Below are 13,488 nucleotides of genomic sequence, written 5' to 3'. Positions count from 1 at the left end.
TTAACTTACACAGTTAATAGGATAGTGTCAACTTTTATAAAATCTCGCGTATTTAAATCTCCCAGAGCTCCTAGATAAATCATTTTTGTGGTGTTATGACCTTGCCAAAGCCGCACTTAAATTTTTGAAAACATTTAAGACAGCCTGTCTTAAATTAACGAATCTTTACACCGCGACATTAAAGGCTTCCACTCAATTTTCCGAATTTTATGTAAGCAAGAGTACAGAGACAAAAAAACGATTTTTCTGTTCTTCACGTAACTGAAAATCTACCCCGCTGAAAAATCAAACCCAATGAGTAAAAAAATAGGATTAAAAGACGCCATCTCTATTGGAATTGGAGGTATGGTTGGCGGTGGAATTTTCGCAGTTCTGGGCCTTGCGGTTTCCCTGGCTAAAGGAGGTACCCCGGTTGCCTTTGCCTTTGCCGGGCTGATTGCCTTCCTCACTGCCTATTCCTATGCAAAACTTTCTAAAAAATACCCCAAAGATGGTGGTACGGTTGAGTTTGTAAACAGTCAGTTTGGCGAAAGTCTGTTTTCGGGAGGTATCAATAATTTGCTTTGGGTAAGCTATATCGTTATGCTGGCACTTTATGCCTCGGCATTTGGCTCTTACGCCGCAGAATTGATTTCGCTAACAGGAACCAAAAGCCTGGATACGCATATTTATCAAACCGGGATTCTGGTCATTGCATTGCTTATCAATTATTTAAGCATGAAACTGGTAAGCGGCATAGAGTCTGTCGCTGTGGTCATCAAACTCCTCATTCTCATAGCTTTTATAGGAGTTGGCTTCTACGGCCTCACCACCAATCCTGAAAACTTAAGCCAATTAGCTCCCGCAAATTGGGAAAGTCCGTTGATTTTACTCAGTGGCGGTATGGTCATTTTTGTCGCCTATGAAGGTTTTGAATTGATTGCCAATTCCATTTCCGATTTAAAGGACCGTGAAAAGAATACTGAAAAAGCCTATTTTGGTGCAGTAGGCTTTGTGATCGTGCTGTATATCCTAATTGCTATCGTGACCGTTGGTGCCTTACCTTTTGATAAAATTGCCAGCGCTCAGGATTACGTGCTTGCGAAAGCGGCCGAGCCTACCTTAGGTCAGATCGGTTTTACCATTATTACCATTACGGCAATGATTTCCACATTTTCAGCTATAAACGCTACCGTGATGGGCAGTGGTCGGGTGAATTATGACATCGCCAAAGATGACGAGTTGCCTAAATACTTCACCCATAAATTTTGGGGCAAACCCATAGGTTATCTGATCACCGCGATACTTTCAATAACCCTGGTAAACATTTTTAATCTTCAGAGTATTTCAACTGCCGGAAGCGCCGGCTTCCTGCTTATTTTCGCGATCGTCAATTACATCGGTTACCAAAAGCACAACGAATTAAATTCCAAAAAATGGATACACGCCGTAGCCGGAATTCTGTGTGTTTTGGCCTTTTTTACCCTCCTCATTCAGCAATTTGGGAGCAATAAAACCGGAGTCCTGGTTTCTGTTGGTATCATTCTTTCCTGCTTTGTGATCGAATTTATTTATAAGAAAACACGGGCTGAAGAAGCCTAAGCCGCCTATTTTCGTATCTGAAACGCTTGTAAAACCTGCAACTAAAATTTTAGCCCTATTTTAGTGCGATTAAAAGCCAAGGTATGTCTGCAATGCAACCCCCGGAAACCTATACAAAACAGGAATACAATGACTTTGGTCTGGGCGAAAAAGCCACTTCCGGCCATTATCGCGTGCTTAAAAAAGACGGTTCGTTCAATATCCACAAAGACAATGTGCCTTTTCTGGAAAGACTGAATTTCTTTCACAGCCTGGTGACCATGTCCTGGACCCGTTTTTTGCTGCTTGTGGGTCTCACTTATTTTTGTACCAACCTCCTCTTTGCCTCAATCTATGTCGCTATAGGTACCGAAAATTTAACCGGAATAAATGGCATCACGCCCTTTGAACGTTTTACCGAAGCTTTCTTTTTCAGCGCACAAACCATTACAACCCTGGGTTACGGGCAGGTGGCGCCATTAGGTATTCTGGCCAATATTGTCGCCGCTACCGAGTCTATGCTGGGGCTACTGGGTTTTGCACTGGCTACCGGTCTCGTTTACGGAAAATTTTCAAAACCGGCTTCAAAACTGAAATACAGCGAGCATGCCGTAGTTGCACCTTACAAAAACATAAACGGCTTTATGTTTCGGGTTGCAAATCCGCATGGCAATCAATTGCTTGAGATTGAAGCCAAAGTTTCGCTATCTATCCTACGTGAGAATTCAAGCCTGCGCGATTTTTATGAGCTCGAATTGGAACGCTCTAATGTAGTGTTTTTGCCCGCTGTCTGGACGATTGTCCATCCCATTTCAGGCGACAGCCCTTTCTTAAAATTTAAGCGGGAAGAACTGGCGATGGGTGATATTGAGATTATTGTAGTGATTAAGGCTTTTGACGAAAGCTTCTCGCAATCAGTCTATTCGCGCTCTTCATATAAGTTTGATGAAATTAAATGGGGAGAGAAATTCGTGTATTTAATGTCTCACAAAAACGGAAGAATTTCCGTCGACCTGAGCGGATTGAGCACGAGCGAAACCGCCGAACTCAACACCGATTCTTAAGGCCATTGTACCTTTCTGCTTAAAACCTTAAGATAAAATTAAAAGTATAGCTGCCTAAAATTGGTATTTTCAACCGCTTAACACTTCCGGCAGGCTAAATTGCATCTATGAGAAATTCGTTACTTCAGTTTATTTACAAATTAGGCCGGCTGCTGCGCGATAAATTTCATCAGTACAACCCCGGGCTGCCCTACCTCATCACCATTCTGGTAGCTTTGGTCATTGTTGTTTTGGGCATCAACCTGTTTATTGAACTTACCGATACGCTGGAGTCTGATATGCTCAATGCATGGGATTCGCGCGTTACTGAATTTGTTCTCTCGTACCGAAACCCGGCACTTACCAAATACTTCATTTTTGTAACAGATGTTGGAGATGTATACGGTTACTTAGCCATTTTAGTCATTGCCACGATTTTATCCTATTTTGTATTTAAGCAATGGAAGTACGTCTTACAAATCGTTCTGGTACTTGCCCTGGCTTCGATCTCAAACGTGATTTTAAAACGCTTTATAGACCGCGCACGCCCCAGTATCGAACATCTGGTTACGGTAGAAACACTGAGTTATCCCAGCGGCCACGCGATGAGCGCCATGGCGTTTTACGGCTTCCTCATCTATCTGGTTACTCGTTTTAGGATGAATAGGTTTTTAAAAGCGCTCTGCATTACTGCGCTGGTACTGTTTATTCTGAGTATCGGCATCAGCCGTATTTATCTGGGTGTCCATTTTCCTTCAGATATCGCGGGTGGGTTTATCGCCGGTTTTATCTGGGTGATTTTCTGTATTCTGCTTTTTAATGTAATCGAATTATTCCGTAGAGATCCTAAAACCTAGGCCTGTAAACAGACTTTTAGTATACTATTTGAAAAGTTTAGCTTTCGCGCAAGCTTAAAACGGATAACCAATAGCGAAATTCAAAATAGGGTTGCTAACATCCCAGGACCAACGCTGCCCTTGTTGCAAACTGGGATCGTGAAAAGGAGCTGCAAGATCCAGACGTATCACAAAACTCTGAATGTCTACACGCAGCCCAAAACCGCCGCCAATACCCAATTCACTCATAAAATCACTGCCAAAAGTATCCCCTTCCAAAGCTTCGTTATTTGTAGTATTCCAAACGTTACCGGCATCCACAAATAAGGCTCCCTTCAGCACATTGATGAGCGGAAAACGGTATTCGATATTGGCCTCTAAACGCAAATTACCGGTCTGGTCATAATAACTGTTGTTGTTATCGGGCTCATAAGTTCCGGGACCCAGCGAACGTGTTCTAAAGGCTCGTACACTATAGGGCCCGCCCGAAAAGTACTGCTTGGTGTACGGCACCACTTCAGAATTGCCGTAAGGAACACCCAGACCGGCAAAAAGTCGTGTCGCAAGGGTTTGATTGCTGAAGTTGAAATGATACCGCACATCGGCATCCAGGCGCGCGTATTGGGCATAATCTAGGCCAAAAATACTTTGGGGTTTGTCTCCGCTTGCAAAAAGGCTCAGACTGTTTCCGGCTGTGTCAAAGTTGGCATTAAAATATATTTGGTGCGTCTTGCCGGCATCTACCATTCCGTTATAAATAAATGAATAAGTAAGTCCGGAAATAAACTGCTGCTCAAAACTGGTTTGTAAAAAAGGATTGGCCTCCAGAATTTCATCAAATTCTGGAGTGGTATTGGCCAGAGAAACGTAGTTTATCGCTACGGGATTGATCTCGTGAGTCACATATTTATTAGCCTGCCACACATAACCAAATTTCCCTTCAACCGAACCCAGCGTAAACAATTGGGTACGGTTGAGATAAGCCACGCCTAATTCCATCTTGGTTTTAGGAATGTCGTATTTAAAGTAATTTTTTGAAATCGTTATGGGGAAAAGCATTCGGGGGAGAATCAGGGTTCCGTTTAGACCCAATTGAATACTCGAACTCCCTGCGTTATTACCGGCACCACCGGCCTGTACTTCATAACTTCCGTCGAGAGAAATGTTGAGCGTCTCCCCGCCTTTAAACAGGTTTCGGTTTACAAAGGTGAGTCCGAGCCCCGGCCCGGTAAATCCGTTAGATTTCGTCACCGCCTTAACCTCAGCGCGCACGGCACGTTTGTTTAAGGGCGAAAGAAAAATATTGGCTTCCAGCAACCCCAGACTATCATCTGTAGCATCAGTTTCGAGCTCATTATAGCGAATGTTCACAAACTTATAAGCGCCAATGGAACCCAAGCGACGGCTGGTAGATTTTGAAGTTGACGGACTGTACAAATCGCCTTCTTCAAGCAGGATAAATGGATCAAGACGCTTCGGTTTAAAAAAGGTTTCGCCCTGAATAAAATTCTTTTCCGCATAACGGGTTGTGTCTAGCGCGCTGCTATCAAGCTCTACGGTATTATTGGGATAGACATTTACTTTAGCAATCTTGTAAGGTATCACCGATTTTGTTGGCACGTCTTTTTTCAGCCTTAAATAGAGGTCAAAGCGCCGGTTTTTATGCTGATTGGTATCGGTTTCAAAAATTAGAAATGCCGGATTGAAGTTGTAATATCCCCTTTCTTTAAGGACGCCGTCTATACGCTGACGTTCAGCCTTCATTGCGCTGAGATCAAAACGCATATCTTTTTTTATCAGACTTTCTGATAAGGAATTTTTTATGGGATTGTAAACCATCAGCGTGTCGGTATCCAGCTGATAGGTTTTAAGACGATAGGGTTTTGACATGCGTAAGCGGTAGATCGCCTCTGCCTCTTTATTTGTAGTATCGCGCACAATCTCTGAAGTCGCCACGCTGTAGAAAAAGCCCTTATTCTCCAGGCGGTTCAACAGAATCTGCTCCATTTCATAGGTCTGTACATCGGTATCATAAACCGGTTCCTGACCAAATTTCTTGTTGAGGAAGCGATTGATGAATCCGGGCTTTTCACGGTTTGCTTTATAATGAAAATAAACGCCGGGATAACCGCCCAAAAAGCCGCTCACGGGATCGGGTCTAAGCGCAGCTTCCAAGTCAAGTTGTATGTTGTCAATATCGTTTACTACCGAATCTGGCGTTAGCTCAACCCGGTGATCCACATATAAAAATTTATCTTCCGGAATAAAGCGCTCAACCGAGCAGCTGTATAGCAGCAAACCCAGTAACAGCAGCGCGGATACCCGTGTCAATAATTGTAGTGTATGATTAGTTCTTCTCGTCATCCTCTTCTTTTTTTGCCGGAAACATCGACTTCCAGAGCTCTGTAAACTTGTTAAACTCCTGTGTAAACAAAAGCGAAATGCCATTAACGATGATTTGCCCGTCAACCACATTCTCAAACTGACTGCGGCGATAGCCTCTTAAACGGTAACGGCCGTCTTCGGTCAATAAATACTCAATACTCACATTACCCACAACCGGAGCCGTGCCGCCATCTGCATTGGTGTTACTGCCCTGCAGGTCAACATTGCTGCCCACGCTCACCACTACCCTGTCGTCAAAGAGTTTTTTCTGCGCGGCGATATCCAATGTCGTTCGCTCGCTGGGAGAACTTCCCTGATAGTCGGTATAGCTGTCCAGACCAAAATTTAAATTAAAGCCGGTGTCGCCCAAAAGTTTATCGGAAAACAGATTAAGCTGGTCTGAAATCGCATCATTCAGGTTATCGCGTGCGATAGTTGCAGTACCTCCCGCACTGCCGTCGCTGGATGCTGAAGGGAAAAATCGGTTCAGTACAAGTAATGAGAAAACCTGTTTGTTAAGTTCGTTCTCCTGTTGATTAAGCTGTTGTACCCTGCTGTACACCTGCCCTCCCACTGCACCACGGCTACCTTCCGGAATGTCGAGATTAAAGGAAATAACCGGCTGCATAAGTTCGCCGTTGATATTGATATACACCCGAAATGGTACTTCCTGGCGGTATTGTCCCTGAGTGCTGATGTCTGCTCCACTGGTTTGTGACGCCATAAGTCCGCTTGCCGAAGCTTCCACGCTGTAATAGGCCTTGATATCCAGATCGGCATCAAAAGGATCACCAGACCAGGTTATACGGCTATCGGGAGCCAGATCAAACCGACGCTTGACCAAACCGTACAAACTCATCTCATAATGCCCGTCTGTAACATCGTAACGTCCGCTGAGGGTCATCCTTCCGTTAGGATACATATCAAACTGAAAATCACCCGTACCGGAAACCTGAAAATTATCGCCGGTTTGCTCGTCAATCACCAGATTGAAGACCGCACCTTTCGCTATGCTTAAATTAGCATCCACACCAAAACCTGAAACCGTATACGATTCCTCTTCAGAATTGGTTAGAATAGCATCGGGATTTTCTTTATTTACAAAGATTACTACGCCATCTTTAGATTCGATCTGCACTTCAGAAGGCGGTAAAACATAGGTGACATCAGTTTCCGGTTTTACGGTGAGGTCCAGTTTGACTTCGGGTAAATTGAGATCTCCGGTTACGCGGGCATCTGCATCAAAAACCGCTTTCCCGTAGACCAGATCAAAGTCTTCTTTGGTTGAATTTAGCGCTTCAAAATTGGTCGCTTTGATGTTTAGATCAAAGGTGGGATTGATAAAGCTTTCCGTACCCACTTCCCCATTTACAACCAGGGTATTGGAGTTGGCATCCTGTATTTTGAAATCTGAAAAATACAAAGCGGTATTATCAAGCTTAATGCTTTCGTCAGCCAATAGAAATGGAGCATTGAGTTTAGTCACTTCAAACTTAGCCTGATCAAAATTTAAGGTTCCTTCATAATTGGGTTCTGCAGTGGTCCCGGTAAGACTTAGTTTACCATTCACGGTACCCGAAGCATTGCTGATTTCTCCCAGTGAAAAGTTCTCCAAAGCTTGCATCTGCAAGGCGTTGATGTCAAGGTCTAAATCAATTTCCGCAGCGGTAGCATTGGTACGATAGGTTCCCGTAAGATCCAGATCGGCAACTCCCTGCTTTACACTCAGATCAAAATCGTAGGCCGTTGCGCTAATCGATTTTCCGTTTGCGGTAAGTACGCCCATATCGGTCCCCAATACCTCAAAATCTACGATCTTAAGATCGGTTACCATTCCCGGGGAAGTTGTAGGTTCTTCTACGGCAAAGATTCCGCTTAACTTACCTTTTGCCAGACTTTCATCGGGATTGAGGAAGCTCGTAATGGTCGAAAGTTTAAAATTATCAAACTGCACGCCCAGATGCTCTTTAGATACACCCGATAACGTGTTGCCCGCTTCTACCCGCTGGTTGTTGTAACTCAGCACAAAATCGGTAAACACAGTATTGTTTTCCTTAAATGCAATCCGGTTGTTAGGGTTCACATTCCAGGAATTTTTATTCAGTATCAATCCATCAGGCACAATGTGCAGCGTGACTACATCATCCTGTAACTCGATTTCTGAAGCGATATGCATCAGGCGTTCGTTCTTATGCATCGAACTGAAATCGAGCGCAAGCTTGCTGTTTTGTAAAGCGCCTTCCAGCCTGGTGTTTTGAAGATCAACAGGACCTGCAATCAATTCCCGTAACCCAAAATCAAAATTTAGATGCTCGGCATCAGAATCCATCGTAAATGCCAGACTGTCTATGGTATACCCGTTATAATTGATGTAGGGTAAATTGATGTCTGCATTGAGATCGCGTTTGAGTTCGTCAAAATTGATTGCAATTTGCACGGTATCAAGTTCCCTAAGATTGGGGACAAAGACTTCATTGAGTATAGGCGCCTCGTGAACCGTTCCCCTTACACGAATCACAACAGGATCTGCAATGGTATCCATATTGGGGTTGGTGTCGAGATAGCGTCTAAAATGATTTTGAACCGCTGAAAGAAAATGTCCCGGACTCGTATTAGACTCCAGATCTAACTGAAGAATTCGGTTTTGTATGTCTACCGAAGTGGTATCGGGCTTTACAAAGGCATTTACCGAAAGATCGCCCAATTGATAGGCCTCATCATCATACACCGCTACTCCACGGGTTATTTTTGACTGTACCTCATAATCGGCTGCAGTTCCTTTAAAATTAGCCTGAAGATTAAAGGCTGCCTTAATGTTTTGCTTTACCAATCCCAACTCCTGTAAATCAGCACCAATTAAATCTAGATTTACTCGTGCACTGCTCGCCACCGAATCTAGATCTACATCGGCGTTGAGCTTCATATTCAGGTTGCTGTCTTTGTAGGCTGAAGTAAGGGCTCCGCTTCCGTTTTTAAATTCCCCTTCAAGCTTTAAATCTTTAAACGTGTAATCATTATAATCCAGGCTATCAATTTGCGCAGTAAGACTGGCATCCAGATCGTTAAGTGTAGCTCCCGAACCCCGTGCATCCAGATTAAAGCTTACCTGACCCAGACTCTCGTTTTGAAGCAGCTTACCTAATCTTATTTGAGAACCGGAGACCTTGCCCTCAAATTCAATCGCGTTTTCAAAATCAAGCCGGCCATCTAAAGCTACGATACCCTCACTGGTTTGGAGTTCACTTTTGGTAAGCAGTCTGCTGTCTGTTCCTTTAAGCGATCCCCTGAGTTCAACTTGCTGAGGCAACGCTACTCCCAATTCTTCTTCGTCTAGAAATTTATTCAGATCACTTCGGGTACTTACTACTTTATAATCCGGGAAATTATAGGCTAACTCTTCAGGATTGGTGAGATTATAAACCGTACCGCGTAACCTGACGTTAGTGCTCCTTCCCCAATTGATTCTAGCGCTGTTAACGTCAAGGGCTGAAAGATTTCCGCTTGCGTAAAGATTACCCGTAACCGGGCGCCTGCTTAACGTGGCCAGGTATTCATTAGAGCGAAGCGCAGGTTGAAACTTAAACACGGTGTTTAGATCTGCCACGATTTGATTCAGGTTCAAATTGAGGCGTGCATCTCCGGGATTTTCAATAAAGTTTGCCATTGAAGCATAATTTAGTTCTGAAGATCCGGAGAGTCTGTTTCCATTCAGCTGAATATTCAGGTCTTTAAGGTTTAACTGTTTATCTGTAGCTTCGACTTCAAAATTCAGCGTTTTCAAATTCAGACCGGAAGCTTCCTGAAAATTAGCCTCAGCGACCGTCGCAGTCAGGTTTTGGTCTTTAAAATTCAGATTGGGAAGCTTAAAATTCAGCTTAGATAGCGCAACGGCATTGGGATTAAACTGATTAGAGGAAACCTGTGCCCCATCAAGCGTATAAATAAAATCGGTATTACGCAGTTCTATATTTTCAGCCTGAGCGGCAAGTTCAGCCCAGGTAAACGGAACAGGTTCTGCTGGCGTATCAGACACCGGTTGCTGTGTTTTTAAGTCGAGATTTGCGATACTGTTTTCCAGCAAAAAACCGTCTATACGGTAATTTTGATCTTTCAGATTTAAAAGGGGAACCGAAGTAATGAGATTACCCACATCTGCCTTGAGGCTTATACCATCGGGCTGTGAGGCGTAATCTACTTTTACGTTGGTTATATTTAGACTGCTTATGCTAATCTTAGGCATAGGTGCCGCGGTAGTATCCTGAGGCTCCGGAAAGGGTTTAGTCTGCTTATAATACAGGCTGGTGTTGTTAAGGCGGACATCTCCCACATCAAATACAAACTGATCCAAATCGGTTTGATCAACATCGAGTTCGAGTTGATCAAGTCGCAAGCGGGCGTCAATACCGGCAACATCATCCTGAAATTTTAAATCGAAGTTTTCAAAGTCGAAAGAACCCAGGTTAAGTTGAAAAGCCGTAGTGTCCTGAGGCGTTTGTTGAACGCTAGTAGTATCTGAAGCAAAGGCGTCAACCAGAAACTCATAATTAAATCCGGCAACAGAATCCTTACGAATGATATTTGCCTTGAGACCGTTCCAGCTTACGTCATCAATACTCAAAGGACCACCTTTTATCAAAGACCACAAGGGAATATCAGCCTCCAGATGTTTGCTGTACACCAGCGTATCGCCTTCTTTATCTTCAATATAAAGCCCATCTAACGAAAGATTTCCGTCAAAGGTGATAAACAGATTTTCAATCTGAACTTCGGTATTGGTCTTTGATTGGATGTAGTTAACCGCCTTATGAACTAAAATACCCTGCCCCCAGGGACTTCGCACAAATAAAATCAGTAGTAGAAGCAAAAGCAGTAAAACCCCAAGAATTTTAGCGGCAATCTTCAGGCTTTTTTTTAAAATCGTTTTGCTTTTTGAGGTCATACATTCCCGGTGTCACAGCAAATCAATTTGCTGTGTTTTTTTAAATGTTAAAAGTACTGTTTCTGCCCGGGGCACTAACTACGCGTTCTATTAAAACCTTGTTATAGTTTTCTTTAAACGCAGTTAAAAAGGTTTCTATAACGGTATCGGTCTGTTACCTTTAATAAAAATCACATTATGAAAACGAAGAAGAACGAAGAAAACACGTATAATTCAGACCTTACCCAACTTGATAAAGACATTCTTAATCAAAAGAATATTCATAAAGACGGAGGAGCTGATGAGCAACTCAGAGATCGTACTAAAGATGTAGACTTTACCGGAGATGATCTGGATATTCCAACCGGTGAAAAAACCACCGAACAGACTACCGGCTTAAAAGATGAAGAAAACAAGCTCTACAGTCAGGGAGGAAGCCGCAACAACAATCTGGAAGAACAAAAAGGCGAGTTGTAAAGAAATCGCATTAACTAAAAAAGGGTCTGCAGTTGCAGACCCTTTTTTAGTTTTATACGCTCAGTTAGTTACTGCTTTCCTTGACATATACAAATTGGGCTTCAAAACCGGTCGCCAGCAACCACTGATTGGAATAGACCAAATTGCCCAGTTCGTCATAAATATAAAATTCGGCAGTATTGGCTCCCAAAGATCCCTGATTCAGTGCCTTGATAGCAATTTTATTAAATCCTTCCTGGAGCTGCATGGTAATTTGAGTAAATGTACCTGCCAGAAATATTCCCGGAACAACCGTACGGTCGTTGTTTAAAATAGCTACCCTGTCATTATCAATAGCTCCAAAATCCCGGCATTTGATTATAAGCTGTTTAGAGTTGCCTTTAAAAACACCAAAATCAATATTTTCTCTAGGTATATTGCCCCGCCGTTCCTTATCTAAACGGGCCTGATATTCGTTCATCGAATCGGTATAGCGTTTCCCGGAATCTGCAAAATCCTCGCGGTCTAACATATAAAAATCTGAAGACTCAGGAGCCCGTAATACCGGCCTCTCAACCAGTTTACCGCTTGCATCCAGTTTTAAACCACCCTGAGATCTTGGGATTTCAAGATCTGGAGCCGATTTATCAGGCTGAATAGAAGGCGTAGCGGTAGAATCTTTAGCTGCCGGAATCTTAAACGAACCTCCACGATTATCAATCTGACCTAATGCATTAAAGCCCGCAAAAATCAGGAATAATACAAACACCATCCCCTTAGGGAATGCTTGCAGTTTATGGTTTCGCCGATTTTTGATCACTTTAGTTTTATTTAAATACAAGAGTTGCACTGTAATGTTGCACAAATTTACGCAATTATAATTTTCATAAATCGTGCCAAAGCCTTTTACTATGAATATTGGCTTTTAACCTATGGTGAAAAATTCGTATATTCAAAATAAAAATTTTCGATGAAAACGATTAAATCATATCATAACCTCAAACGCTCCTTGAATCTTATTTTCAGCTGTTTAGGCTTTTTGTTTTTGCTCTCACACGTTAATCTTCTGACTGCTCAGGAAAACGAAGCCTTTATTGAATATAAGGGTACCGTAATTGACGCTGACACTCAGGACCCACTTCCCTTTGTAAACATTCTCATTGAAGGTTCAAACATAGCCACAGTTACCAACTCTGAGGGAGACTTTGTATTAAAAATTCCTCAGGCAATGCCTCAGGCTAAAGTTTCATTTGGGTATCCCGGTTACGAAAAATTGCTCATCATCTTAAGCGACCTCAGCAGAACTGAAAACACTATCAGTCTCAATCCGCAGGCTACCGAGCTTGACGCCGTAAATGTTACCAGACCTAAAAGTGCAGAAGCCTTAGTTCGCCTGGTTTTTGAGAACCGAAATCAAAATTATCTGGATGACGAGACCTATATGACTGCTTTCTACAGAGAATCGATTAACCGTAGAAACCGAAGCGCGTCGCTTGCAGAGGCTGTCGTAGCAATTGAGAAAAAGCCTTATACCTCTAGCGGAAAAGATCTTGTAGCGATTTACAAAGCCCGAAAAAGCACCGATTACGATAGACTGGATACTGTTGCGCTTAAACTTCAGGGAGGACCTCTAAACGCCCTCTATGCCGATTTGATGAAATATCCTGAGTTTTTTATGACTCCGGAGACGATTTCAGATTATGATTTCAGTTTTGGAGAACCGGTAACCGATGATGGCCGACTGGTGTATACCGTAAATTTCAGACAAAAAGAGACGATTATAGATCCCCTGTATTACGGTAAACTCTTTATTGACGCCAACAGTTATGCTCTTACAAACGCGGTATATAATATGAATGTTGAAAACCGAAAACTTGCGGCAGACTTGTTTGTACGCAAAAAACCCAATCAGGTAAAAGTATGGCCTACCGAAATAACCTATCGCGTGGATTATCGTAACCGGGATGGTAAATGGTATTACGGGTATAGCAATGTTAAACTCGAATTTGTCGTAAACTGGAAGCGTAAACTCTTCAATAATAAATACCGCATCAGCAGTGAAATGCTGGTTACTGACTGGGAAAAAAGCATACCGGTAGCAGATATTTCCAGAAAATCGAAATTTAAAAATAATACTATTCTTGCTGACGAGGTTTCGGGTTTTGCAGATCCTGAATTCTGGGGGGCTTACAACCTCATTGAACCTGAAAAATCAATCGAACAGGCTATCGAAAAAATTCAGCGCCAAATACAACGCAGCGAATAAAAAGGAACTCCTTTCTGCATTATT

General features: G+C 42.8%; 8 protein-coding genes. 5 read left to right on the top strand and 3 right to left on the bottom strand.

The genetic code is table 11. The features are described 5' to 3' along the window. The first annotated feature begins 294 nt into the window (after nt 1-294). The 3 genes from CJ305_RS12805 to CJ305_RS12795 all read left to right on the top strand — a co-directional run bounded on the left by CJ305_RS12805 (nt 295) and on the right by CJ305_RS12795 (nt 3,460). Entirely contained in the window at nt 295-1,581 is a 1,287-nt protein-coding gene (locus CJ305_RS12805; RefSeq protein ID WP_099646672.1) for an APC family permease, read from the top strand. Nucleotides 1,582-1,664: 83 nt separating this feature from the next. After that, nucleotides 1,665-2,624, top strand: a complete 960-nt coding sequence (locus tag CJ305_RS12800) for an ion channel (RefSeq protein ID WP_223248873.1) — start codon at nt 1,665-1,667, stop codon at nt 2,622-2,624. 107 nt (nt 2,625-2,731) lie between these two features. Next, on the top strand, nt 2,732-3,460 hold the full coding sequence (locus CJ305_RS12795; RefSeq protein ID WP_099646671.1) for a phosphatase PAP2 family protein: 729 nt from the start codon (nt 2,732-2,734) through the stop codon (nt 3,458-3,460). Between the two features lie 54 nt (nt 3,461-3,514). On the opposite strand, the gene tamL is transcribed toward CJ305_RS12795, so the two are convergent. Next, entirely contained in the window at nt 3,515-5,803 is a 2,289-nt protein-coding gene (gene tamL, locus CJ305_RS12790; protein ID WP_099646670.1) for a translocation and assembly module lipoprotein TamL, read from the bottom strand. Beyond that, nucleotides 5,787-10,763, bottom strand: coding sequence for a translocation/assembly module TamB domain-containing protein (locus CJ305_RS12785; RefSeq protein ID WP_099646669.1), 4,977 nt, complete (start codon nt 10,761-10,763; stop codon nt 5,787-5,789). The genes tamL and CJ305_RS12785 overlap by 17 nt, the downstream gene beginning before the upstream one ends. Nucleotides 10,764-10,940: 177 nt before the next feature. On the opposite strand from CJ305_RS12785, the gene CJ305_RS12780 reads away from it, so the two are divergent. Then, complete coding sequence (locus tag CJ305_RS12780; protein ID WP_099646668.1) at nt 10,941-11,219, top strand: hypothetical protein; 279 nt, start codon at nt 10,941-10,943, stop codon at nt 11,217-11,219. Nucleotides 11,220-11,283: 64 nt separating this feature from the next. Here CJ305_RS12780 and CJ305_RS12775 read toward each other — a convergent pair whose 3' ends face one another. Further along, complete coding sequence (locus CJ305_RS12775; protein ID WP_099646667.1) at nt 11,284-12,018, bottom strand: hypothetical protein; 735 nt, start codon at nt 12,016-12,018, stop codon at nt 11,284-11,286. A 150-nt stretch (nt 12,019-12,168) separates the two neighbouring features. Between CJ305_RS12775 and CJ305_RS12770 the strand changes: the two genes are divergently transcribed. Then, a complete protein-coding gene (locus tag CJ305_RS12770; protein WP_099646666.1) occupies nt 12,169-13,464 on the top strand; it encodes a carboxypeptidase-like regulatory domain-containing protein in 1,296 nt (431 codons plus the stop codon). The last annotated feature ends 24 nt before the right edge of the window (nt 13,465-13,488 follow it).

The sequence above is a fragment of the Leeuwenhoekiella nanhaiensis genome (assembly GCF_002744755.1).
GTDB lineage: Bacteria > Bacteroidota > Bacteroidia > Flavobacteriales > Flavobacteriaceae > Leeuwenhoekiella > Leeuwenhoekiella nanhaiensis.
This window is presented reverse-complemented; position numbering and strand designations above follow the sequence as displayed.

Excerpts from the sequence above, each read along its gene's own strand:
- CJ305_RS12800 (WP_223248873.1), top strand. The coding sequence starts at position 1,665 with ATGTCTGCAATGCAACCCCCGGAAACCTATACAAAACAGGAATACAAT.
- tamL (WP_099646670.1), bottom strand. The coding sequence starts at position 5,803 with ATGACGAGAAGAACTAATCATACACTACAATTATTGACACGGGTATCC.
- CJ305_RS12770 (WP_099646666.1), top strand. The coding sequence starts at position 12,169 with ATGAAAACGATTAAATCATATCATAACCTCAAACGCTCCTTGAATCTT.
- CJ305_RS12785 (WP_099646669.1), bottom strand. The coding sequence starts at position 10,763 with ATGACCTCAAAAAGCAAAACGATTTTAAAAAAAAGCCTGAAGATTGCC.
- CJ305_RS12780 (WP_099646668.1), top strand. The coding sequence starts at position 10,941 with ATGAAAACGAAGAAGAACGAAGAAAACACGTATAATTCAGACCTTACC.
- CJ305_RS12795 (WP_099646671.1), top strand. The coding sequence starts at position 2,732 with ATGAGAAATTCGTTACTTCAGTTTATTTACAAATTAGGCCGGCTGCTG.
- CJ305_RS12805 (WP_099646672.1), top strand. The coding sequence starts at position 295 with ATGAGTAAAAAAATAGGATTAAAAGACGCCATCTCTATTGGAATTGGA.